The 24,017-nt window shown below is 49.6% G+C and carries 16 protein-coding genes, 1 tRNA gene, 2 pseudogenes and 1 CRISPR repeat array (1 of these 20 cut by a window edge); of the genes and pseudogenes, 7 read left to right on the top strand and 12 right to left on the bottom strand.

Features of this window, described 5'->3' with window-relative positions:
* Positions 1-1,536: a CRISPR direct-repeat array (repeat unit 32 nt; unit sequence GTTTCAACACACAGCCGCCCGAAGGCGGCTGG); it begins 4,664 nt to the left of the window's first position.
* 189 nt (positions 1,537-1,725) lie between these two features.
* The 9 genes from cas2 to pip form a co-directional block, all read right to left on the bottom strand.
* Complete coding sequence (gene cas2, locus ACTHTQ_RS02805) at positions 1,726-2,019, bottom strand: CRISPR-associated endonuclease Cas2 (RefSeq protein ID WP_016687887.1); 294 nt, start codon at positions 2,017-2,019, stop codon at positions 1,726-1,728.
* Positions 2,020-2,093: 74 nt separating this feature from the next.
* Positions 2,094-3,107: a type I-C CRISPR-associated endonuclease Cas1c gene (cas1c, locus tag ACTHTQ_RS02810; protein ID WP_440363022.1), complete on the bottom strand. Its 1,014-nt coding sequence runs from the start codon at positions 3,105-3,107 to the stop codon at positions 2,094-2,096.
* 323 nt (positions 3,108-3,430) lie between these two features.
* Entirely contained in the window at positions 3,431-4,426 is a 996-nt protein-coding gene (locus ACTHTQ_RS02815; protein WP_440363023.1) for a hypothetical protein, read from the bottom strand.
* A 33-nt stretch (positions 4,427-4,459) separates the two neighbouring features.
* Entirely contained in the window at positions 4,460-5,110 is a 651-nt protein-coding gene (gene cas4 / locus ACTHTQ_RS02820; protein ID WP_440363024.1) for a CRISPR-associated protein Cas4, read from the bottom strand.
* A gap of 31 nt (positions 5,111-5,141) precedes the next feature.
* Positions 5,142-5,993 carry a type I-C CRISPR-associated protein Cas7/Csd2 gene (gene cas7c, locus ACTHTQ_RS02825; protein ID WP_440363025.1) on the bottom strand — a complete coding sequence of 284 codons (852 nt, stop codon included), beginning with the start codon at positions 5,991-5,993 and terminating at the stop codon, positions 5,142-5,144.
* Between the two features lie 12 nt (positions 5,994-6,005).
* Positions 6,006-7,790: a type I-C CRISPR-associated protein Cas8c/Csd1 gene (gene cas8c, locus ACTHTQ_RS02830; protein ID WP_440363026.1), complete on the bottom strand. Its 1,785-nt coding sequence runs from the start codon at positions 7,788-7,790 to the stop codon at positions 6,006-6,008.
* The gene (cas5c, locus tag ACTHTQ_RS02835) at positions 7,787-8,431 is read right to left on the bottom strand and encodes a type I-C CRISPR-associated protein Cas5c (protein ID WP_440363027.1); all 645 of its coding nucleotides are present in this window, start codon (positions 8,429-8,431) and stop codon (positions 7,787-7,789) included. Before cas5c ends, cas8c begins: the two co-directional genes overlap by 4 nt.
* Before the next feature lie 23 nt (positions 8,432-8,454).
* Positions 8,455-10,956: a CRISPR-associated helicase Cas3' gene (cas3, locus tag ACTHTQ_RS02840; protein WP_440363028.1), complete on the bottom strand. Its 2,502-nt coding sequence runs from the start codon at positions 10,954-10,956 to the stop codon at positions 8,455-8,457.
* Positions 10,957-11,294: 338 nt separating this feature from the next.
* Positions 11,295-12,224 (bottom strand): prolyl aminopeptidase, encoded by a 930-nt coding sequence (pip, locus tag ACTHTQ_RS02845; RefSeq protein ID WP_254322129.1) that lies wholly within the window; start codon positions 12,222-12,224, stop codon positions 11,295-11,297.
* 124 nt (positions 12,225-12,348) lie between these two features.
* Between pip and yciA the strand changes: the two genes are divergently transcribed.
* Both yciA and ACTHTQ_RS02855 read left to right on the top strand, forming a co-directional pair.
* Positions 12,349-12,783 (top strand): acyl-CoA thioester hydrolase YciA, encoded by a 435-nt coding sequence (yciA, locus tag ACTHTQ_RS02850; protein WP_003680677.1) that lies wholly within the window; start codon positions 12,349-12,351, stop codon positions 12,781-12,783.
* A 246-nt stretch (positions 12,784-13,029) separates the two neighbouring features.
* Positions 13,030-13,821: pseudogene (locus ACTHTQ_RS02855) on the top strand (formate/nitrite transporter family protein).
* A gap of 152 nt (positions 13,822-13,973) precedes the next feature.
* On the opposite strand, the gene ACTHTQ_RS02860 reads toward ACTHTQ_RS02855, so the two are convergent.
* Both ACTHTQ_RS02860 and ACTHTQ_RS02865 read right to left on the bottom strand, forming a co-directional pair.
* Positions 13,974-14,050: transfer RNA gene (locus ACTHTQ_RS02860), tRNA-Pro, on the bottom strand.
* A 154-nt stretch (positions 14,051-14,204) separates the two neighbouring features.
* Entirely contained in the window at positions 14,205-15,728 is a 1,524-nt protein-coding gene (locus tag ACTHTQ_RS02865; protein WP_440363029.1) for a fumarate hydratase, read from the bottom strand.
* An 842-nt stretch (positions 15,729-16,570) separates the two neighbouring features.
* Here ACTHTQ_RS02865 and ACTHTQ_RS02870 point away from each other — a divergent pair.
* The 5 genes and pseudogenes from ACTHTQ_RS02870 (at position 16,571) to trkA (ending at position 23,636) form a co-directional block, all read left to right on the top strand.
* On the top strand, positions 16,571-17,209 hold the full coding sequence (locus ACTHTQ_RS02870) for a 2Fe-2S iron-sulfur cluster-binding protein (RefSeq protein ID WP_440363030.1): 639 nt from the start codon (positions 16,571-16,573) through the stop codon (positions 17,207-17,209).
* Complete coding sequence (locus ACTHTQ_RS02875; RefSeq protein WP_440363031.1) at positions 17,209-18,837, top strand: FAD-binding protein; 1,629 nt, start codon at positions 17,209-17,211, stop codon at positions 18,835-18,837. Before ACTHTQ_RS02870 ends, ACTHTQ_RS02875 begins: the two co-directional genes overlap by 1 nt.
* Entirely contained in the window at positions 18,834-20,063 is a 1,230-nt protein-coding gene (locus tag ACTHTQ_RS02880) for a complex I 51 kDa subunit family protein (RefSeq protein ID WP_440363032.1), read from the top strand. Before ACTHTQ_RS02875 ends, ACTHTQ_RS02880 begins: the two co-directional genes overlap by 4 nt.
* A 541-nt stretch (positions 20,064-20,604) precedes the next feature.
* Positions 20,605-22,126 (top strand): annotated as a pseudogene (locus ACTHTQ_RS02885) (DASS family sodium-coupled anion symporter).
* Positions 22,127-22,223: 97 nt separating this feature from the next.
* Complete coding sequence (gene trkA, locus ACTHTQ_RS02890; RefSeq protein WP_440363033.1) at positions 22,224-23,636, top strand: Trk system potassium transporter TrkA; 1,413 nt, start codon at positions 22,224-22,226, stop codon at positions 23,634-23,636.
* Between the two features lie 89 nt (positions 23,637-23,725).
* Here trkA and ACTHTQ_RS02895 read toward each other — a convergent pair.
* Positions 23,726-24,017: transposase (locus ACTHTQ_RS02895; protein WP_440363034.1), on the bottom strand; the 292-nt coding region annotated here is incomplete at its 5' end.

Consider the following 24,017-nt stretch of genomic DNA (forward strand, 5'->3'; position numbering starts at 1 on the left):
CCGAAGGCGGCTGGGTACATGTTACAGTGACCAAGGCACGGCTCTGAAAGTTTCAACACACAGCCGCCCGAAGGCGGCTGGGGGCTTTAATAGGTATATTTGCTTTCATGGCTTGGTTTCAACACACAGCCGCCCGAAGGCGGCTGGAAACGGCTTCCGTACAGCGAGGCGGAATTAATTGGTTTCAACACACAGCCGCCCGAAGGCGGCTGGACACAACACCCACGGCTTATAGATGCCAACGTCAGTTTCAACACACAGCCGCCCGAAGGCGGCTGGTCAGTTAGACGACTGGAAATATCTATAAAACCAAAGTTTCAACACACAGCCGCCCGAAGGCGGCTGGTTGCCCCCTTTAATTATTTACCGCCCATGAAGCTGGTTTCAACACACAGCCGCCCGAAGGCGGCTGGCGGCACCGGCTGCACCGCAGCTAAACCCGGTTGGTTTCAACACACAGCCGCCCGAAGGCGGCTGGGATTATTTCAATCCGTCCACACAATACAATTAAGGTTTCAACACACAGCCGCCCGAAGGCGGCTGGACATCTCCAACCTTTGCATTTTCGGCAAACGCATGTTTCAACACACAGCCGCCCGAAGGCGGCTGGAACATACCCATCTTGAACGCAAAGCTGTGGGCATGTTTCAACACACAGCCGCCCGAAGGCGGCTGGGTACATGTTACAGTGACCAAGGCACGGCTCTGAAAGTTTCAACACACAGCCGCCCGAAGGCGGCTGGGGGCTTTAATAGGTATATTTGCTTTCATGGCTTGGTTTCAACACACAGCCGCCCGAAGGCGGCTGGCGGAGGGTCGCCGAAGGCAATCTAAAATTGGACGGTTTCAACACACAGCCGCCCGAAGGCGGCTGGCCGTATCCGTTCAAATGTCGGAGGTTTTATCATGTTTCAACACACAGCCGCCCGAAGGCGGCTGGTCAACCTAATCTATAAATTCATATTATCCATGAGAGTTTCAACACACAGCCGCCCGAAGGCGGCTGGGAGTCCGCAAAATCTGATGTATGAAGGGTACAATGTTTCAACACACAGCCGCCCGAAGGCGGCTGGGTTAGTAAATAATCCATCACAGCAACAATTTAGAGTTTCAACACACAGCCGCCCGAAGGCGGCTGGGTTCGAAACGATTGTAAACGGTATAGGCGAAGATGTTTCAACACACAGCCGCCCGAAGGCGGCTGGGTTATTTTTGGGCGGATTGCATTGGTCAGGAATGAGTTTCAACACACAGCCGCCCGAAGGCGGCTGGTACATAGTATTAGGATTTAAATTAACTTTAGACGTTTCAACACACAGCCGCCCGAAGGCGGCTGGTTGAAAACAATCAGACAAACCATGCCGAATTGATGTTTCAACACACAGCCGCCCGAAGGCGGCTGGATATCAGTCTTTCAAAGATGAATAAACGAAAAAGGTTTCAACACACAGCCGCCCGAAGGCGGCTGGCCCTGTTAACCGTATTGGCCGAACAAGACCGATTTGTTTCAACACACAGCCGCCCGAAGGCGGCTGGAGCCTCTCTCAAAAGCCTTGCTCCATCAGGTTTCGCAGCCCCGATTTCGCTAAGCTCTCAAGAAAAGCGCGAACGCGAGTATAACACAGCCTTTTCCGTTACACCCGCATTCACAATATCCTGATTGTTAAAGAACAATCCCAATTCGCTAACCCTGCCGCATTTTCATGAGGACTACAGCTTAGCGATTCACACAATCAACGTATCCTTAAACACATCCACCGACGGCTTCGCGCCGTGGTGTTCCACTTTGCGCCGCCATTTGCTGCCCAGATGGTAAAAGCGCAGGCTGTCGGTTTCGGGGTTGTAGGTTTTCAAGAGTTTGTCTTTTAAAACAACCCACTGGTCTGGCGCGATGTCGCATTCGAACACCGAATACTGCACGCGCACGCCGTAGTCCAAACACAATTTTGCCACGCGCCGTAACCTTGCCTGTCCTTCCGCGTCTTCCAGCGAAATATCGTAAGTAATCAGCATCAGCATTTTGTATTCCCATGTGCAGGCTGGTTTAGAGGTCGTCTGAAAGCATCCAACCCATTTTCAGACGACCTGCAAACCTATTTCATCAAAAAAGGCGGATATTCCGCCAAATCCCCGCGCAAATGCCGCGCCAACAGCATCGCCTGAATATACGGCAGTAGCCCGATTTCCACTTCTTCGCCCAAAAACGGATGAACGATTTTCTCCTGCTTTTTCGCCTGCAAGGCTTGAAACAACAGCTTACGCGCATCGGCTTTCAGGCTTACCGCACCGCTTGCCTCGGTAACAAAATCCTGCGGTTTGATTTGCCCGCGGTTAATCAGCGACAACACCAACCTGTCTGCCCACCACGCGCGGAATTCTTCCAAAATATCCTGCGCCAAACTGTCGCGTCCCGGTCGGTCGGCGTGCAGAAAGCCTACCTGCGGATCCAGCCCTACGCCTTGAAGCGCGCCGCTGATGTCCTTGCCCAAGATGCTGTAAACAAACGACAATAGCGCATTCACCCCGTCTCTGGGCGGACGGCGGTTGCGTCCGTCAAAAGTAAAGCCGCTTTTTTCGCTCAAAAGCTGTCCGAACACGCCGAAATAACGCGCTGCCGCATCGCCCTCAATACCGCGCACCACGTCTAGTTCCGCCGCGCCCTTCAACTGCCGCAGTGAAATGTTCAAAGCATCGACCGCACTTTGAATCGCCGCATTCTCGCCGTAATTGCGAATCTGCCGCTGAAGCACCCGTTTACTCGCCTGAATCTTCGCCGCAATGATATTGCGCGCAATCGGCACGGGATTTTGCTCCGACACCCGATACTGCGCCCGCCGCAACAAAACATTACCACTCTGTCGACCCTGAAGTCGCCCCAAATAACGCCCGTTTTCGGTAAAAAACGCCAAATTCACATTGTTCTCACCGCAAAACCCTAGCAAAAACGGCGACACCAGCACATTACCAAAACAAAAAATATGACCGATGGAATGCACCGGCAACTGTGCTACCTTCTTACGCTCCTGCTCCACCACCAGCGTTTCCCGTTCCTTATGCAGATAGCTGCCTTGGGTGGTGATATAGAGCGTGTTTTGCAGTTTGCGCATGGGAAACTCCTTGGGTTTTGACCACACTTTTTGGGGATTAATGGGGTGTTGGGCTACCTGAAAACCGTAGGTCGAATTCTCGACTCTGACATCTCCAATCCGCTGTAATAATCTCAAAGTCGTATTAAAGATCAACGAATTGTCGAATGTAAGTCTCCGATCTACGCTGACTTTTGGGGTTTAACGGGTTGGTTGGGCTACCTGAAAACCGTAGGTCGGATTCTCGAATCCGATATTTTCAATCCACTGTAATAATCTCAAAATCGCATAAAGATCAACGAATTGTCGGATACAAGCATCCGACCTACGCTGGCTTATCAGTCTTACTTATGAGTCATTTTGATTAACTCATGTGGTTTATAAACATTTATCGAGCGATTAAAGAAGCTAGTCCTATTTTCATTAGTAGTTAAATCATATCTAGCAAAATGTGCATAAGCAGGGCGAATAGTATCAGTATATATTCTAAATCCCAATTCTGATTCAAAAAATTCTACGACCAAACCTGATATGTCTAGATCAGATAACTTGGATAGCATTTGTTGTTTTACAGATGGAAACTTTTGTTTCAAATTAGTGTTAAAAGTTGGTTGAAAATATCTAATTAATCCAGCTTCAATTAAATTAATTTGCTCTCTCTTAGAAAGAGGATTATCCACAATATTTCTTAATCTTTTAAATTCAAGCTTTTTGTCATAAGTATCTACTCCTCGCCCATCCATAATGGTAATTAATCTCGGTTCTTGAAAGCTTACAAGAGACACAAATACTTCTAAATCAGGATGATAATATGGTATTTCTGATAAAATTTTCTGGAACGTTTTATGGTTTTTTAATCTATCTAGTGCATTTCTATTACCATCTCCATATGACTGACCTATGTATTCAATTTTTAATTTTAACAAAGAATCTACTAAATCTTTATTATCCAAAAAACCTATCATTAGATATGCAGGTAAAAATCGAATAATGTTACCTTGTATATCATGAGTAGTAATTTCCTTATATGGATGACGACATTCTACAGATATAGCACCATCTGCTAATTCAAAATCTAATGAAAATTCAGATTCAATATATGAACCATCTAAAAGATTAGCTTTAACTTTTCCTTTCAAATGTTTTGTATTGGTATTATACAAAATAGAATCTTTTACAAATGAAATTAATGGTCTTGTATGTATCATATAAATATGGCAATTATTTATAATCTTCTGATCACCCTCACTAATAATGTTTCCTGAATTAATATCTTTTGAATGTAAAATTAACCAATTCTGAGTGGTAAAGCACAACGCATATTCGCTTAAATTTTTCATAAGTAAATTCCAATATAATTTTTGATTCAAATACTAACCACGAAATAACCCCTCCACATACCCCACACTCCTATCCCGTTTCCCCAGCAACTCCGGCTGGCAAATCTCCTCCAGCGAGCAGGCTTTGCAGCGTTTGCCGTAGTCAGGCGGCGGGGTTTGGCTGCTGTTTAGGAGTTCGCGCACGGCGGCGATGGTGGCGAGGGTTTGGGCGCGCAGGTCGTCTGAAAACACGACGGGGACACGGTGGCGGGTTTGCATATACCACAGCGCGCCCTCAGAGACGGTCTGCCCCGTCATTTCTTCCAAACACAAACCTTGGGCGCAAAGCTGGATTTCATCCATCGGGTCGGGTTTGGGCTTACCACGTTTGTATTCCACGGGTTTCAGACGGCCTGCTTTTGTGTCCACTTCCACCAAATCCAACACGCCGCTGATGCCCAGTTTCTCCGCAGACACATGCACCGTCCGCTCAAAGCGCACGCCCTTGCGCGTTTCCGGCTCGCCCGAATCCACTCGCTCATGCAGCGCCTTGCCCTGCGCGGTCAAATAGTTCTCCGCCCACGCCTGCTCGTTATGAATCAACGCACATTGGCGCGGGCAGAAGGCGTAGTGTTGCAGGGCGGAAAGGGGAATCAGGCGCGTGTCCTGATTTTCCCCTTGGGTTTCGGTTGAAAGTGCGGTCATTTTCTTTTGTGTTTTACAAATCGTCTGCCAATCAACCCAATTTGCGATCTAATTTGGTTTCGCCAAGATTAGTTTCATCAACGCTGACGGTGTAGTCATCAAAGTTTCTAGCAACTTCCACACCGTCTTTTCTAGCAACACGGATACGTTTGAACAGGCTTTCGGCAGGTGCATCTCCTAGATTATTACTGTGTTCGAACACATAAAGTCCGCGTGCGTTCATTTGTCCGCGTGCGGCGGAATGGTCGTGGTCGAACATATTGACGAGTGCCTGCCAAAACAGTTCTAAATCACTTTCAGAAAAGCCTGTTTGTTTGGCGAAATGGGCAGAAATAAAGCCGTGGCAGCGGTATAAGCCGTAGGGGATGGTGAATTTGCGCCCCATGGTGCGGTTGTCGCCGGTTTCGCTGGCATCCTTTTCGTTGGTAACCGCCATGCGGGTAATGCTGTGTTCCAAGGTTATGACAGGATCGATGGAACGAGAGAAGGTCAGTTGCACTGGACCGCGAACTTGCCCTGCATTTTTGCCGGTGGTCATCACTGCGCCGAATGTGCGGATGTCGTAATAACGGCTGCACATGTATTGGCGGGCGGCTTCGGTTTTTTCGCCTTTTTCTTTGCCTTTTACGTTTTCCTGCTCGTGAGCTTCGTCAATCAGGTTGTTCAAAATGCCTTTTTCGCGGATAAAGATGTCGTGATGTTGGCCATTTTGGGTCATTTGGATAAAGTTGCGGACTTTGCGTTTCAGGCAAACATCGGTTACCAAACCTTCGCCGGTTTGCGGGTCGATACGCGGCAGATTGCCTGCGTCGGGGTCGCCGTTGGGATTGCCGTCTTGCACGTCAAATAAAAAGACAAAGTCGTAGCGTTTTTCAATAGTCATGGCATTTGCTCCTTATGCAGTTTTCGCTTCGTTAAACAGGTTTTTCAATGCGTCTTTGGTAAACAGGAATTGGGTTTCGTGGTAATAACCGATGGCGAATAGGCCTTGCTGTTCCAAATTCAAATGGTTGGGAAATCTCTGACAATGTTCCAAAATCTGGCGGATTTCCCATTGCAGTTGTACGGCACGTCCTTCAAATTCCAGTTTGTTCAAATGGTGCGGCAACAAGCGCATCAGTGTACCAAATACGGCAATCGGCGTGCTGCTTGCCGAACCGAAATAGCGGTCGACAATGGTGGCGTTCAAGCCGGAATTGGCTTCGGTCTGTGTTTTTTCCAGCACGGCAAACAGCCGCCCCAGCACATAGCCGATGTCTTGACGGTTTCTATCCAAACTCATAGTTAGCTCCTTCATGTTTTTCAGACGACCTGCGCGAATTGCGCGATTGATATAGGCTTTAAGCAGACTAGCCCTGCCATAGGTAATTTTCCGTTCCGCTTTGTTGCGGCGTAAAGCGGCCTGCAAGAGGCTGACAGGCAAAACCCGATTGTTTAATGCGGCATCGGTTACTTGGGCGATTAGATCGGACGGCAAATTATCATCTTTGCCTTCAAAAACTAAATTACGCAACAGTTGCATTAACGGCATAAATTCAGGATCTGGATATTTCCCATTTGTGTTACGCACCATTTGCAAATCGTCATACCATGCCGCAATGCTTTCGGATAAGGTAGCAACAGTGGTTTCGTGCCAAAAGCGGACGACAATCCGCGCAGAATTGGGTGATAGACCTAAAAGGTAGAATTTTTCTTTGCCGTCGGGTTCTGTGTATTTGCCGTTGTACAAGCTTTTATAAAGCGATTTGACCGCATCAATATGGGCATCGGGATTGTCCTTGCCGCCGCCGTTAATCAGCGAAGCAAGATGCTCTTCCAACGGAGTTGGTTTCGCACTCCAACAGATGGCTGTTACATCGCCGATACGGAAGCGGTTTTCACCGGCAAGCAGGGTATTTAAGGCAGTGGTGTATTCGAACATGGCTTGCTTACTAACTGGAAATGCAAACCCCTGTTTCTTACCATAGGAATGAAATGCTGTACTTCCCTTATCAACTGCACAAAAAGGTGTTGGTTTTTTATGAACACCAGAAATTTGATAATGTTTACGAGCAACTAGCGTTTTTTTGCCCGTTATAAGACAGGTTCCCTCTCTGAAATCATCTGTTTCTTCGTCATTATTAGTAGAGATAGTTAAATAATCCTGTACCATTTTAGATTGACACACTAAAGTCACAGACTCTTCCACCAAACGAAAGCTTATGTTGCTATCTTTAGCTTTAATAATCTTAAGGTACTCTTTCCAGTTATCCGACTGAAAAACCTTATCCTTTTCCTCTGATGAAACCAAAAAAATAGCAACTGCAGCAACACCTTCATCAGAAGGCAATGCCTGTTTTAATTCGTTCACTTTTGCAGTAAAGCTAGCATGCTGTTTATCTACTCGTTCTTGATCTTTATCTTCTGAATAACCTAAAACATAACCACTGTGATCCCATAAAAGGTTGCTTACTTCGTAGGATTTTCGACCACTTCTGCCCAAGCCTTTCGGCACTAAAAAAGTGCGGGCAACTTTTTTCTTGTTTTTCAACTCGCGGGTATCTTCAAGCTGGATAAATTTACCCTGTTTGTCTATAACAATAATGAACGGGATTTCTTTGTTTTCAAACCCTTCCGGGGCAACACCACCATCACTTTCGGCTTTGCGTTGGTAGTATTGGGTGAGCGCGTGCAAAATCATCGTTTCACCTCCTCGCTGTCGGCAGGCGGCACAGTAATCACACCGTTTACCGCTTTACATTGGTAAAACATAGGCTCGGCGTTATTGGAATCGCGCGGGTCGGATTTGCTGAAATCCATGTCATACAGCATAAAACCGAAATCTTGGGTAATGTCTTCGCGTGGCAAACCGTCTTCAGCCTTTTCAAGCAGCCTGAAATGGCAGGGAAACTCGCGGCAGCCCAAATAAGGCTGGTGGAAATATTGCCCTTTTTTTGCCCGCCGTTTGAACATTTCGGCAAATTTGACGTAATTGTCGCTCTCGCCAGCTTCACTGGTCATGTCAAAATCGGCGTGAATGCGGTAGGCAACGTCTTTCAGCAGCATGGATGCGCGCTGCTGGCGGTTGTCTTCAATACAGAGCGAGCCGCTACGCTCACTCATCTTAGTTCCCACTTCGTTGCGGCGGATATTTGTCCACTGGATCGGTTTTAGGATTTCTATCTTCAAGACTCGCCAGCGGATTGCCGGCTTCCACAATATCGCCATTAAAATGTTTCTGGCGGCAGACGGCGTGATAACGGGGTAACTTACCCTTTCTACTTTTAGCTCAGGCCTGGTGAAGCAAGCCAAATTACCGCTGATTTCTAAGATAAAACTCATATCATCTCCTTATTGCTTTCATTTCATAAAACCGAATTTTCAGGTAGCCAAGCTGCATCATCAAAATCCGCACCAAGCACGGCTTTGTAATAGCCCTTATCCAACACCAGCAATCCCGCTCTGGAAAAAACGGCATTTACAGGCAGCTTTTTCAGTTCGTGCTCGTATACGGTAATCGTGTAGCGTTGCAGCTTGCGGTAAACCCATTTGTGTTTGAGTGGATCGCTTTCTAAAAATTTGAACCAACTTTCAAACGGCTCGGGCGGCGGTGGACTGTCAGTTTGCCCGAAGGAGTTGTCAGGCGGCTGAGGAAAGCGTTGTTTGTCCAAAACATCCTGCCATTCTGAAACTTCAACACCGTCCAGATGTCGTCTGAAAAAATCGTCTAGCTCGTTTGCTTTGATAATTTGCGGAATGCCGTCTTTTTCCCAATGAGCCAATGGGATAAACGGCACAACGAGTGCCACGCCTTGGTTATCAATCAGGCGGAAACGTTCGGCAGCGGTGCGGAATTTGATTGCCAGCGGATTTTCATTTGATGCTTCTGCCGTCAAAAGCGTTGCGATACCGTGTTTGTCCACATCACCTTTGCCGTTGAATCGGCGGAAATATTTGGCAAATGCCAACGGGGAAAGCGGGTCGTCAAGTAGCCCTGCTTTCAGCATCTCTTCGGTAATATCCTGCCCCTGTTTCAGACTGCCACTGGGCGCGCCTTCTTCGGCACGGAATACGACTACTTCACCCAACTGCGACAGTTTGCCTTCACGGTTGCACCGCCCCGCCGCTTGGGCAATGCTATCTAGCCCTGCCATCGCCCGATAAACGCAAGGGAAATCCAAATCTACGCCGGCTTCAATCAACTGCGTGCTGACCAGCCACAAGGGCTTGTGCAGGCTGCCTGCGCGATATAGTGCCAAATATCGGCGAACCAACGCAATGACTTCGCTGCGGTGTGTGGCGCACATATTGGCGGACAAATGCAGTTTGATGCCGTCAGAAGGCAGGGCGGCAAAGAGTTTTTGGGCGTGTTTTCGAGTATTGACTACCGCCAAAACACACGGACGCGAGGCTATTTCATCAGCAATTTCCTGCCAGCTTTGCGTTTCGCCGTTTGGCGGCGGCATTTTGATGCAGACGCGGCGCAGTTTTTCCGATAAGGCAATTTTGTCTGCCACAATTTCGCGCACATCCGGCAGGCCTTCCAAAATGGTACGGCCGAATGCATCGATATTTTTGCCAAGTTCAGGCTGAGTTGCCGTGCACAGCACAAAGGTAACGCCGTAATCGCGCGCCAACACCCGCACCATGTCGGTAATCGGCTTTTGGAAATCGCGCGGAAGCTGCTGGGCTTCATCCAAAATCACCACGCTATCGGCAATATTGTGAATCTTGCGGCAACGGCTGGTTTTCGCACCAAACAGGCTTTCAAACAGTTGCACGTTAGTGGTAACAATTAGTGGCGCGTCCCAATTTTCCGTAGCAAGACGAGTTTTCGCTGTTTCCTTATCTTCTTTCACTTCTAAATTGCTGTGGTGTTCCAATACCACGTCATCGCCTAATGCTTTGCGGAAAACATTGGCGTTCTGCTCGATAATACTGGTGAAAGGAATAGCATAGATAATACGTTTTTTGCCAAATTTCAGTGCGTGCTTCAAAGCGAACCCCAAGCTCGCTAAAGTTTTACCACCACCGGTCGGCACGGTTAAAGAAAACAAAGTGCGGTCCGTTTCTGCGGCAGAAAAACATTGCTGCAAAATGGCATGGCGTTCTTGATTTAAGAATGAATCTTTATCTGATTTCTCATGAAGTTGCGTCATATATTGCTCATATCGTCGGTGCAACTCATCCAAACCGAGAAATTTTGGGCGCAATCCGGCAGCCTGCGCAGCATCCGCATCGACATAGCCGTTCATAAAGGCTTCGGTATCTAAAAAATCGGCATCCACCAAGCAGGAAAAGAGAAAACGCAGCCAAATATGCAATTCCTCCAGCTTTGCCCCTTCTTTCCAAAATGCAAAAAAATCCCGCATCAAGTCATCATCGGATAACGGGAAAAAATCTTTGGGCAAACCGCTCTCCGCCAAGCCCGACAAAGAGGCCGCCAACTCATCATCCGCCTGTTGCAGACGGCGTTTCAGGCTGCCTTTGTCATACCAATCTGCCAGCCCAGCATGATGCCCGGCAATCAAGTACGCCAGCAAATGCCCAAAAAACGGATTGAAACGTTCTATCGCATATTTAGCTCCTGCAGTAGAATGCGGAATTTTTGGCGATTTGGAAGATTCAACATCCTCCAAATGGGCATTTTCTTTTTCAAAGCCGGATGCATTACGAATATATTTTTGAAAAGCTTCCTGAAATTTCCCTAAATCGTGCAAAAGCCCTGCATATTCGGCAAACAACGCCCCATAACGCCCTGCAAAACACTTGGCGAGTTGGGAGACTTTTTGCAGGTGGTTTTGCAGAGGGTGGGAATGCCAATTTCCTGATGCGTCTTGGCGGGCGTGGGCAATTTTGTCAGTCATCCAACTTCCTAAAATGAAATTAATTATAGATTTTTAAGAAACACATGTACCCAAACAATTTTTCTATATGTTTCAACAGCAACTTGGTTACCCATGATTTCGCAATCATGCAAGTTTCCATTAGATGGGATTGTGAAAACTAATATTGTCCATCTACCTTACAGATGCAAGCAATGGTAAAACTTACCATTATTAATTAGTTAATTTATAAATCATATACCAGATAGTATTTACACTTAATAATATTACATATAAACATTTACCGCTTAATATCTAGCAAGCTTTGATTAAAAAATGCCGTCTGAAACTTTTTCAGACGGCATTGTTATTTATTAATTTTATAACTTGCTTCTAATATCCTCTACTGCTTTCACTAAAGCTTCGGAAAGCGAAGGATCAAAAGAAGAGTGGCCTGCTTGGACGATTCTCAATTCTGCTTCAGGGAAAGCTTGCGAGAGTTCCCACGCGCTTTGCATCGGGGTGCATAGGTCGTAGCGGCCTTGGACGATGATGGTTGGGATATGGCGGATTTTGTCGATGTTTGCCAAGATGGCTTTATCGCCCTGTAACCAGCCTTCGTTCACGAAGTAATGATTTTCCATTCTTGCGATGGCAAGGGAGGCTTGTGGGTCTTCATCCACGTCTTTAGGTTCAAACTGAATAAGATAGCTTTCCCAGTCTGCCCATGATTTGGCCGCTTTGAGGCGTGTGGCTTCATCTTCGCTGAACAGCATTTCATGGTAGGCTTTAATTAGGGCTTGGCGTTTGTTTTCGGCCACGGGGGCAATGAATTTTTGCCATTGGGCCGGATAAATTTGGCTGACGCCGCCTGCTTCGTTCAACCATGCCATTTCAGACGGCCTGCATAGGAAAATACCGCGTAAAACTAAGCCGCTGACGCGATCAGGATGGGTTTCAGCATAAGTCAGCGACAAGGTGCTGCCCCATGAACCGCCAAAAACCAGCCATTTTTGAATGCCGAGCATTTCTCGCACTTTTTCAATATCTGCAACCAAATCCCATGTGGTGTTGTCTTCGGTACAGGCATACGGTTTAGAGCGTCCGCAACCGCGTTGGTCGATAATGACGATGCGGAAATGCTCTGGATTGAAAAAGCCGCGACAGGCAGGTGATGCGCCTGCTCCGGGGCCGCCATGCAGGAAAATCACGGGGTGGCCATCGGGATTGCCTGATTCTTCCCAGTAGATTTCGTGAATGTCGGATACGCGCAAAAGGCCGCTATTTCTTGGTTCTTGAATCGGATGCATGAACTTTCTCCTTTGTCTGATGAATATGTTGATTGTAACACTTTGCCTGCTGATTTTTCAGACGGCCTACATAGGTTTATTGCTACAAATGGCGTAAAATAGCACTTTTTTGACAGGATTATTTATGTCTGACAACAAACAAACACATGCTGCACCAGAAGGACAACTTTTATTGCGTACGGTAGCCATGCCGCGCGATACCAATCCTAATCAGGATATCTTCGGCGGCTGGATTATGTCGCAAATGGATCTGGGCGGCGGTATTTTGGCGGCAGAAATCGCACAGGGACGAATTGTAACCGTGGCCGTTCAAGAAATGAATTTCATCAGACCAGTAAAGGTCGGCAACGTCGTATGCTGCTACGGTCATTGCGTCCGCGTAGGCAATACTTCTTTGCAACTGAAAATCGAAGTGTGGGTGAAGACTTTGATGAACGATATGGTAACGGAAGACCGCCAACTGGTCACCGAAGCCGTATTCACTTACGTCGCCATCGATTCACAAGGCAATCCGCGCCCTATTCCTCGCGAAGGCAATGCAAAGCTGGCACATTTGTAAGTTTAAAAAATCAAAACAAGGCCGTCTGAAACCTCAACGTTCAGACGGCCTTTTTTAATACAGAAGCTAAATGTAATAATATTTCTTTTGAGCTAAAGCAAGGTGAAGTATCTGTTTTTTATGTTTAATTCAGGCTGATTGATAAAACAAAGACCGTACACCGGCTCCCTATAACACTGCCCTACCGCGACAGTTTGCGCCACTTTTGAAACGGCGTTCCCTCCTCAACCCACTTTAAGGAACATCATGGCTTCGCGCGATTTATACCCACAGGAAATTTTACAGGTTGTTCTCGACAAAAGCTGCGCCAAAGCACAATCCAGCATCCCCACACTGGCAATCTTGAGCGTTTTAGCCGGCGGATACATTGGTTTCGGTTATCTTGCTTATTTGAAAGTAGTCAGCGGCATACCTCATGAATGGAGCGGTTTTGCCACTTTACTCGGTGCAGCCGTGTTCCCAATCGCCTTGATTTGCATCCTGCTTGGCGGCGGCGAGCTGGTAACCAGCAACATGATAATCATGTCTTTAGGCAGATTGGCCGGACGGATTTCCTCCAAAATGCTGCTGCGCAACTGGGTTATCGTTTGCATGGGCAATTTGGTGGACACGCTGGCGATGGCGTTTTTCATCGGGCACTATGTCGGCATGACCGAGGGCAGCGTAGCAGAAAAAACCATTGCCGTGGCGGAAGCAAAAGTCCATATGGATTTCGGTCGCGCTTTCGTATCGGCGGTCGCATGTAACTGGATGGTCTGCATGGGCGCGTGGTTGCACTTTGCCACTAAAAACACAACCGGACGAATGCTGGCCATTTGGTTCCCCGTCATGATTTTCGTATTAAACGGCTTCCAACACCTTGTCGCCAATATGTTCGTTATCCCCGCAGGTATTCTGGCAGGCGCAAACATCACATAGGGACAATTTTTCTTCAACATGATTCCCGTATTCCTGGGCAATGTCGTCGGTGGCGCATCCTTTGTCGGCGCGTCTTATCTTTATACTTATAAAGACACGCTGAAAGATAGTGCCGAATAGTTCTGCTTTATAAGCAACAAAACCTGCTTCTTAAGCAGGTTTTGTTTCAGACGGCATTGGTATTAAGTTTTAAAATCCATGCGGACACATTATCCAGATAAATCATCCAAACGAAAAAAGAGCCGTTTTTAAAACGGCTCTTCCCAATTCTTTGGTCGGAGTGAAAGGATTCGAACCTTCGACCCCTTGCACCCCATGCAAGTGCGCTACCAGACTGCGCCACACTCCGACTCGATAAGCTGTGAATTCTAGTTTCAAACGCTGATTTTGACAAGTGCTTTTTAGAAAGGGGAATTTACTCGTTTGAAAACATTTGAATTATTTGTAAGCAAAAAAAGGCCGTCTGAAATCATTCAGACGGCCTTTGATTATTCAGTCAAATATCAAGCTTCAACTGGAATAATACCGATTTTGGCCTGCCATTGTTTTGGTGCAATGGCGTGAACCGATTCACCGTTGCTATCCACCGCAACAGTTACAGGCATATCTTTGACTTCAAATTCGTAAATCGCTTCCATGCCCAATTCTGGGAATGCCAAGACTTTAGATGCTTTAATGGCTTTGGCAACCAAATATGCCGCGCCGCCGACTGCCATGAGGTACACGGCTTTGTTGTCGGCGATGGCTTCGCAGGTGGCTGCGCCGCGCTCGGATTTGCCGATCATGCCCAAGAGGCCGGTTTGTTCGAGCATTTGGCGGGTGAATTTATCCATACGGGTGGCAGTGGTCGGACCTGCGGGACCGACGACTTCGTCGCCGACAGGATCGACGGGGCCGACGTAGTAAATCAGGCGGTTGGTGAAATCGACGGGCAACTCTTCGCCTTTGTCGAGCATATCAACGAGGCGTTTGTGCGCGGCATCGCGGCCGGTAAGGATTTTGCCGTTCAGCAGCAATACGTCGCCGGTTTTCCAGCTGGCAACTTCTTCTTTGGTCAGCTTATCGACATCGATGCGTTTGCCGTTGTCGGGGCTGTAAGTCAAATCGGGCCAGTCTTCGACGCGCGGCGGAGTCAGTTCGACCGGGCCTGAGCCGTCCAATTCGAACTCGACGTGGCGGGTGGCGGCGCAGTTGGGAATCATGGCAATCGGTTTGGAAGCGGCATGGGTCGGGTAATCGAGGATTTTGACGTCCAACACGGTGGTCAGTCCGCCCAAACCTTGTGCGCCGATGCCCAGCGCGTTGACTTTTTCAAAGAGCTCGAGGCGCAGGGCTTCGGTGGTGGACAATTCTGCGCCGGACGCGGCTTTTTCCTGTAATTCTTGAATATCGATGTGGCTCATCAGGGATTCTTTCGCCATCAGTACGGCTTTTTCGGGCGTGCCGCCGATACCGATGCCCAAGATGCCGGGAGGACACCAGCCCGCGCCCATGGTCGGGATGGTTTTCAATACCCAATCGACGATGTTGTCGGACGGATTGAGCATGGCGAGTTTGGATTTGTTTTCCGAGCCGCCGCCTTTTGCCGCGCAGGTTACTTCGACTTTATCACCCGGCACGATGCTCATGTGGATGACGGCGGGGGTGTTGTCTTTGGTGTTTTGGCGTTTGCCGGCAGGGTCGGCGAGGACGGAAGCGCGCAGGGTGTTGCCTTCCCAAGTGTAGGCTCGGCGTACGCCTTCGTTAACCATCTCTTCCACGCTCATGTCCGCATCCCATTGGACGTTCATGCCGACTTTGAGGAAAACGGTTGCGATACCGGTATCTTGACAGATGGGTCGGTTGTTTTCCGCACACATGCGGCTGTTGACCAAAATCTGCGTCATCGCGTCTTTGGCGGCGGGATTTTCTTCCTTCTGCCATGCTTTATAGAGCGCGTCGATGTAGTCTTTCGGATGGTAATAGCTGATGAATTGGAAGGCATCGCAGATACTTTGGATAAAGTCTTCTTGCTTGATGACGGTCATGATTGTGTTCCTTTTCGGAGTCATGGTAGGGAGGATTTGTTTATTTCTTAAGAGACCGATTTTTTCAGACGGCCTTCAATAGTGTAATAGTGCTTTCAAATGAATGACCCAGACAATATCATTTTCATACCCTATTGATTTAAATGAAATTTAATATCGCATTAAATTACTTGGTTATTGATAATCTATATCCACTAGCCATTCACTTAAATAGAAGTAAAATTACATTGTTTTTAAATGATAATCTTATTGCAAGGCCGTCTGAAAATATTTGCCTTAAGTATCTGAGAAAGAAATTTAGTAGCTTGTATTTAAAAGGAAACTGCCAAAATTTCAGACAGCCTTTCTTATTTTCCAATACAATACACAATTGTAAAATCCGTGTCATTTTCTCCCTCAATCTTCTTGACTGATATCAAACTTGTTTTATTTTCTGAAATTTTATAACAGTCTTTTCACATGCTTACATGTTTAAATATTATTCAATATATACAATAATATATGCAAAATTACCTAATATGTAATAATGATTTTTACTAGCAATAGACGAATATTTTAAATATTTATACTAAAAAGTAATTTTATTTTATATTTAAAATCAAATAATTGAGATAAGTTTGTCTAAATAATAGGCATATTTTGTTTACAATAATTCCTCTATAAAACCTTAGGTTATCCCTATACTAAATTCTGATACACTTCGACTCATACAGATAAATATTGATTTTAAAAGAATTTCTGAGTAAATAACTTGGATATTTCCTCACACGCAATAAATGTAATAAAAATACAATTAATTAAATTATCCACTATTCCAACTTCCAATTTCACAGGAACAAACCATGAGTGAAAACTTGTTAACCCTGACCATAGACGGCCACGAGGTCAAAGCCTCCGCCGACTCGTCAATCATTCAGGCCTATGCCCGTGCCGGCAGCGCAATTACTGCCAACGTCGGCTGTATGGGGCAAGGCGTGTGCGGTTCGTGCCGCTGCATGATCCGCAAGGAAGGCGAGCGTGAGGTAACGACTGCGTTGGCGTGTGAAACCAAAGTCGAAGAAGGGATGCAGGTCAGCTTCTTGGACTACTTCATTCCCGAGCATATCCAATATTACGACGTGAGCGAGGTCGGCGACGGCTGGAACTGGCTGGACGACACCGCCAAAGCCTTCCCCGAAGCGCAACACTGCCGTCATTGCGGCGGCTGCAACCGCGCCTGCCCCAAAGGTTTGGAAGTGGAAAACGGCGTGGCGCAAGTGGTATCAGAAGATTTTGGTGCGGCTGCGCTGACCTTCGACCAATGCGTGATGTGCAACCTCTGCACCCTTTCCTGCCCCGAACACATCCGTCCGAACCACTTGGGCCTGTTCGCACGCCGTATGAGAGCGGCGCGTACATTACGCCCTGTGGATTTGATGCGCCGCCTGCGCGAAATCGACAGCGGCAAAATGAAAGTCGAATTTGAAGAGGAGGCAATGTGATGGCGAACGAAATCCAAGGTATAGACTACGAAACCGCCCTTGCCAACCTGCGCGCTTCCTCATTGGAACTGCGCGGCGACCTGCCGGAAAAAAACGAATTGTTGAGCCAGTTTCACCCCGACTATCAGGCCAATGCGCGTGTCAAACTGCCTATCGGCCCGAACACGGGCGATTACTGCCATCCTGATTTGGCAAAACTGCTGATCAGTCATCCCCTGATTGACGACTATGATTTGTCGGGCGCGGAACACTTGAACACCGACGTGCTGGTTATCGGCGGCGGCGGTGCGGGTGCGGCGGCGGCATTATCTGCAACCGAAGCAGGTGCGCGCGTAATTATGGCGAACAAGCTGCGTATCGGCGACAGCAATACCGTGATGGCCGAAGGCGGCATTCAGGCGGCTGTCGGCGCGGAAGACAGCTTGCAGCAGCACTTTGACGACACCATCAAAGGCGGCCACAACGCAGGCAAAAAAGAATTGGTGGCGCAAATGGTTACCGACGCGCCGTCCGCCATCCGCTGGCTGATCGGCTTGGGCATGACTTTCGACCTTGCCAAAGGCGCGGACAGCAACGGTATGTTGAGCCGCAAACGTGCGGGCGGTACGACCGTGCCGCGCATCCTGAGCTACCGCGACTTTACCGGCCTCGAAATGATGCGCGTACTGCGCGAGGCGGTCGAACTCGACGAAAACATCACCCAGCTCAACCGCCACCCCGCCATCGAATTATTGTCGGACGAACACGGCCGCTGCGTCGGCGCGATTTTGTACGATTTGGAAAAACGCTCTTTGGTATTGGTTCACGCCAAAGCCGTGGTCTTGGCAACCGGCGGCAGCGGACGGCTGCATTTGCAGGGTTTCGCCACTTCCAACCACTACGGCGCAACCGCCGACGGTCTGGTGATGGCATACCGCATCGGCGCGAAACTGCGCGACATCGATTCATTCCAATACCATCCGACCGGCGTCGCCCATCCGCCGCACTTGGCGGGCGCATTGATTTCAGAAGCCGTGCGCTCCGCAGGGACCAAACTGGTCAACGGCTTGGGCGAGCGTTTCGTTGACGAATTGCAGCCGCGCGACGTCGTTGCCGCCGCCATTTTGCGCGAGTGCCGAGAAGGCCGCGGCGTAGTACGCGACGGACAGGTCGGCGTGTTCCTCGACACCCCGCGCCTGATTGAAAACGACCCCGACGTATTGAACCGTTTGGTAACACTCGGTCACGTCGCCCATAAATGCGGCATCGACCCCGCCGTCGAACCTGTGATGATTCATCCGACCCTGCACTACCAAAATGGCGGCGTCGAAATCAACGGCGACGGCGCAACCTGCGTCGAAGGCCTCTATTGCGCCGGCGAAGTAACCGGCGGCATCCACGGCCGCAACCGCCTGATGGGCAACGCGCTTTTGGACATCATCAGCTTCGGCCGCCGCGCGGGTAAAGCCGCTGCCAATTGCGGCCTGCCGCTGAAAAAAGTGCGCGGCGGTGTCGGACACGTCCACGATCTGCAACGCGAAATGACCCGCGCCGGACTGACCAGCGACATCAAAGCCCCCGTTTTATATCCCGACTACGGCAAATTCGATTTGCGCGAACACGCCGGTTTGCAGGAGCAACAATCATGAACCAAGCCAATCAAAACTTACTGCACCCGTCCCGCCAAGTCGGCGCGGATTTGGCCGCGTGGCGCAAAGTCGGCGGCGGCGAAGGCCTGCTGGCGGCGCTTGCCGATCCTCAAAGCATCGTTTCCAAGCTGCAAGATGCCAACCTTTGCGGCATGGGCGGCGCGGGTTTCCCGACCTGGCGCAAATGGGAGGCGGCCGTTGCCGCCCAAAGCAAACACGGCGACAAATACGTCGTCTGTAACGCCAACGAAGACGAACCGGGTACGTTCAAAGACTGCGTATTGCTGGCTAAAACGCCGCACCAAGTCATCGAAGGCGTCCTGATTGCCGCCGTCGCCTGCCGCGCCAACAAAGCGATTATGTATGTCAACCCGCACCAGACCGAATCTGTCGCCGCCATCGTACCCGCCATCGAGCAGTGGAAAAAAAGCGATTTGTTCATCCGCATCGAAAACTATCTGGGCAAACCTTTAGACCTGAAATTGGTCGAAACTTCAGGCCGCTACATCGGCGGCGAAGAAACCGCCGTGATTTCATGGTTGGAAGGCGGTTTCCCGTTCCCGCGCCGCAAGCCGCCGTTCCCCGCCGAAAGCGGCGTAGAAGGCGAACCGACCTTAATCAACAACACCGAAACCTTCGCCAACATCCCGCAAATCCTTGCCAAAGGCGCGGAATGGTACAAATCGCTGGGTTTGGGCGATGCCGCAGGCACGAAACTCTACTCGCTTTCCGGCGACGTATTGAATCCGGGTCTGTACGAACTGCCGATGGGCACAACCTTGCAATCGCTGATTTTCGACCACGGCGGTGGTATGCTCGAGGGCCGCACGTTTAAAGCCGTCTTCACCGGCGGCCCGTCAAACACGCTTCTGACCGCGAAAGATTTGGACGTACCTTTGGACTTCGTGTCCGTGCGCGAACGCAAATCCAGCCTCGGTACGGGTGCGATGATTGTGATTTCCGAAGGCACCAGCGTCGTGCGCAAAGTGTCCGAGTATGTGGAATTTTTTGCCTCCAACTCATGCGGACAATGCCCGCCGTGCAAAGGCGGCACGTTCCAACTTTCACGCTTGCTCAACCGCGTGGATACCGGCATCGGCACTTCAGACGACCTCCGCGCCCTGCAAAGCCTGTGCCAACTGCTGCCCCGAAGCGGCCGCTGCGGCCTGATTGACGGCGCGGTTACCGTATTGCAAAACTCGCTGCGCACCTTCCCCGAAGAATAGGGACTGCCGGCGGAGCAGGATTAATTCGATACGGCGTTTCAGACGGCCTTTTCTATATAGGAGGTCGTCTGAAAAATACCTGTAGATTGGGATATGAACCAACATGATGATTAGGGTTTCAGTATTTGTTGGGTTTCGCAACTGAACCTGCTAAATCTGAGGTTTTACCCTCTCCCTAGCCCTCTCCCACGGGGAGAGGGAATGATGGTGCTGAAACCAACCATTATCGGATTCTCTACAATCTGCCCCTCTTCCACGGAGAGAGAATGATGGTACTAAAAATCAACCATTATCGGACTTCCTGCAATCTATCCCCTCTCCCCGTGGGAGAGGGTTAGGGAGAGGGCAAAACGCAATAACCTTAAGAAAACGTCGTCTGAAAAAGATGGCAACACAAAAATACGCATTACCCAAACACCCCAAAAGAAAAACATAAAAATAACCACACCCAAATACGTTTCAGACGACCTCTCCCCGCCAAAATCAGGCACACGTCGTCTGAAATCCGATTTCCCCGATACCTCAAACTAGGAGACTCAACATGGGCTTCAAGCCAATTCCTGCTGCGGTCGCACTTGTGCTGACGCTGCTTATCTGGTTCGTTATCCCCGTTCCTCAAGGCGTATCGCCTGACGCATGGCATCTTTTGGCATTGTTTGTCGGCATCATTGCCGGCATCATCGGCAAAGCCATGCCTATCGGTGCAATGGCGATTTTGGGCATTACCTTGGTCGCGCTGACCGGCGTGACCAACGAAAAAGCCGCCGACGCAACCAAAGACGCTCTGAGCAGCCTCAACAACTCGTTAATCTGGATGATCGGTATCGCCATCATCATCTCGCGCGGTTTGTTGAAAACCGGCTTGGGGATGCGTATCGGCTACCTTCTGATTTCCCTCTTCGGCAAACGCACGCTGGGCGTAGGTTACAGCCTGGCTTTGGCCGATTTGGTCATCGGCCCGGTAACGCCGAGCAACACCGCGCGCGGCGGTGCGATTGTGCATCCGATTATGAAATCCATTGCCTTAAGCTTCGACTGCGATCCTGAAAAAGGCACGGAAGGCAAAATCGGTAAATACCTTTCTTTGGTCAACTTCCACTCCAACGTGATTACCTGTCTGATTTTTATCACTGCTACCGCACCCAATCCGCTGGTAGTCGAATTGGTTGCCAAAGCCACCAATTCGCAAATCCAACTCTCTTGGGGTACTTGGTTCTTGGCGATGGTCGTACCCGGCCTGCTTGCTATGCGGCTGATGCCGCTGGTGCTGTATTTCCTGTATCCGCCTGAAATCAAACAAACCCCTAACGCCACTGCATTGGCAAAAGAGCATTTGGCTGCCATGGGACCGATGAAGCGTGAAGAAAAAATCATGCTGGGCATTTTCCTGGTTCTGCTGCTGTTGTGGGCGGGTATTCCCGAGATGCTGTTCGGCGTGAAAGTTGATGCTACGAACGGTTTATAAAATTCCGCCCACTCGTCCCAATCCCGAGATGCTGTTCGGCGTGAAAGTTGATGCTACCGCCACCACCTTCCTCGGCTTGAGCCTGTGCCTTTTGACCGGCGTGCTGACTTGGGAAGATGCGCTGAAAGAAAAAAGCGCGTGGGACACCATCGTTTGGTTTGCGGCCTTGGTGATGATGGCAAACTTCCTCAACAAACTGGGCCTCATCAGCTGGTTGTCCGACTCCATGCAAAGCGGTATTGCCCACATGGGCTTGGGTTGGGAAGCAGGCTGCACCCTGTTGATGCTTGCCTACCTCTACGCCCACTACGTTTTCGCCAGCGGCACGGCACACGTTACCGCCATGTTCGGCGCATTCTACGGCGCAGGCTTAGCCTTGGGTGCACCGCCCATGCTGTTCGCCCTGGTTATGGCATCCGCTACCGGCATCATGATGTCACTGACCCACTACGCCACTGGTTCCGCTCCTGTCATTTACGGCTCCAACTATGTGACCATGACCGAATGGTGGAAAGCCGGCTTCATCATGAGTGTGCTTGAAATCCTGATATTCTGCACTGTCGGTATCTTGTGGTGGAAAGTTTTGGGCTACTGGTAACTCTTTAGCTGATTAAGAAAATTCAGGCCGTCTGAAAACTCCAATTTCAGACGGCCTTTTGTTACAATTTCATTTTTACCGAACACACTCAATTACCGTGAAAATACTCATCCTCGGCAGCGGCCAAGTCGGCTCGACCGTCGCCCAAAACCTTGCCTCCGTTCCCAGCAACGACGTCACTATTATCGACATCGACGAAAAAGCGCTCAACCGTATCAGCAGCCGCCTTGATGTCCAAACCATCGTCGGCAACGGCGCATCGCCCTTTACCCTCGAACAGGCAGGTGCGGCGGACTCCGACCTCCTGCTTGCCCTGACCCGCAGCGACGAAACCAACATCGTTGCCTCCAAAATCGCCGCCGACTTGTTCAACATCCCCAGCCGTATTGCACGCGTACGCTCAAGCGAATACCTCGAATATCCGGTTGCCGGCAGCGACAAACCCGAAGAAGGCAGCCTCAACATCTTCGGCATTACCGAAACCATCAGCCCCGAACAGCTAGTTACCGAACAACTCGTCGGCCTGCTCAACTACACCAGCTCATTGCAGGTACTCAGCTTTGCCAACGACCAAGTCCGCATGGTGATTGTTCAAGCACGCAAAGGCGGTTTACTGATCGGCCGCGAAATTACCGACATCAACCAGCACCTGCCCGAAGGTGTGGACTGCCAAATCTGCGCCGTTTACCGCAACAACCGCCTGATCGTCCCCACCCCGCAAACCGTCATCATCGAAGGCGATGAAGTCCTGTTTGCCGCCGACATCAACAGCGTTGAAGCCATCATGCGCGAATTGCGTCCGAAAGAAGCGCGTACCCGCCGCATCATGATTGCCGGCGGCGGCAACATCGGCTACCGCCTCGCCAAGCAGCTCGAGTCCAAATACGACATCAAAATCATCGAATACAAACCCCACCGCGCCGAATGGCTTGCCGAGAATCTGGACAACACCCTCGTCCTGCAAGGTTCCGCCACCGACGAAACTCTGCTGGACGAAGAGTACATCGACGAAATCGACGTCTTCTGCGCGCTGACCAACGATGACGAAAACAACATCATGTCCAGCCTGTTGGCGAAAAACCTTGGTGCCAAACGCGTAATTACCATCGTCAACCGCTCAAGCTACGTCGATTTGCTTGAAGGTAACAAAATCGATATCGTTGTTTCCCCCCATCTGATTACCATCGGCTCCATCCTCGCCCACATCCGCCGCGGCGACATCGTTGCCGTCCATCCTCTGCGTCGCGGTACGGCCGAAGCCATTGAAGTGGTGGTACACGGCGATAAAAATACTTCCGCCATTGTCGGCCGCCGTATCAGCGGCATTAAATGGCCGAGCGACTGCCACATCGCCGCCATCGTCCGCGGCGAAACCGGTGAAGTCATCATGGGACACCACACCGAAACCATCCTGCAAGACAGCGACCACATTATCTTCTTCGTCTCACGCCGCCGCGTCCTGCCGGAGTTGGAAAAACTCATTCAAGTCAAAATGGGCTTTTTCGGTTAAACCCGAAATCCGTTTGCTTGAAGCCATAAAAAGGCCGTCTGAAAAGGTTTGAACTGGCCCCCAAATCTTGGACACTCATAAAAGCCTTTTCAGGCGCTCTGTGCAAGCTGGGTTCTGTATGCGACAGGACTCAGCTTTTTCAATTTCAAACTGCAACGCTCCCGGTTGTAGTAATCCATATAGTCATCTATCTGCTTCATCAATTCATCTACCGTCAATTCACCTGCGTTATAGAAACACTCCGTCTTCAACACCGCAAAGAAGCTTTCCATCGGCGCATTGTCCCAACAGTTCGCCTTTCGCGACATGCTTTGAACCATGGAATGCTCCGCAAGCAATTCCCTATACCCCGCCGTACGGTACAGCACACCTTGGTCCGAA

The organism is Neisseria sp. P0020.S003 (genome assembly GCF_051957095.1).
Taxonomy (GTDB): Bacteria; Pseudomonadota; Gammaproteobacteria; order Burkholderiales; family Neisseriaceae; genus Neisseria; species Neisseria subflava.

Excerpts from the sequence above, each read along its gene's own strand:
- cas2 (WP_016687887.1), bottom strand. The coding sequence starts at position 2,019 with ATGCTGATGCTGATTACTTACGATATTTCGCTGGAAGACGCGGAAGGA.
- cas1c (WP_440363022.1), bottom strand. The coding sequence starts at position 3,107 with ATGCGCAAACTGCAAAACACGCTCTATATCACCACCCAAGGCAGCTAT.
- ACTHTQ_RS02815 (WP_440363023.1), bottom strand. The coding sequence starts at position 4,426 with ATGAAAAATTTAAGCGAATATGCGTTGTGCTTTACCACTCAGAATTGG.
- cas4 (WP_440363024.1), bottom strand. The coding sequence starts at position 5,110 with ATGACCGCACTTTCAACCGAAACCCAAGGGGAAAATCAGGACACGCGC.
- cas7c (WP_440363025.1), bottom strand. The coding sequence starts at position 5,993 with ATGACTATTGAAAAACGCTACGACTTTGTCTTTTTATTTGACGTGCAA.
- cas8c (WP_440363026.1), bottom strand. The coding sequence starts at position 7,790 with ATGATTTTGCACGCGCTCACCCAATACTACCAACGCAAAGCCGAAAGT.
- cas5c (WP_440363027.1), bottom strand. The coding sequence starts at position 8,431 with ATGAGTTTTATCTTAGAAATCAGCGGTAATTTGGCTTGCTTCACCAGG.
- cas3 (WP_440363028.1), bottom strand. The coding sequence starts at position 10,956 with ATGACTGACAAAATTGCCCACGCCCGCCAAGACGCATCAGGAAATTGG.
- pip (WP_254322129.1), bottom strand. The coding sequence starts at position 12,224 with ATGCATCCGATTCAAGAACCAAGAAATAGCGGCCTTTTGCGCGTATCC.
- yciA (WP_003680677.1), top strand. The coding sequence starts at position 12,349 with ATGTCTGACAACAAACAAACACATGCTGCACCAGAAGGACAACTTTTA.
- ACTHTQ_RS02865 (WP_440363029.1), bottom strand. The coding sequence starts at position 15,728 with ATGACCGTCATCAAGCAAGAAGACTTTATCCAAAGTATCTGCGATGCC.
- ACTHTQ_RS02870 (WP_440363030.1), top strand. The coding sequence starts at position 16,571 with ATGAGTGAAAACTTGTTAACCCTGACCATAGACGGCCACGAGGTCAAA.
- ACTHTQ_RS02875 (WP_440363031.1), top strand. The coding sequence starts at position 17,209 with ATGGCGAACGAAATCCAAGGTATAGACTACGAAACCGCCCTTGCCAAC.
- ACTHTQ_RS02880 (WP_440363032.1), top strand. The coding sequence starts at position 18,834 with ATGAACCAAGCCAATCAAAACTTACTGCACCCGTCCCGCCAAGTCGGC.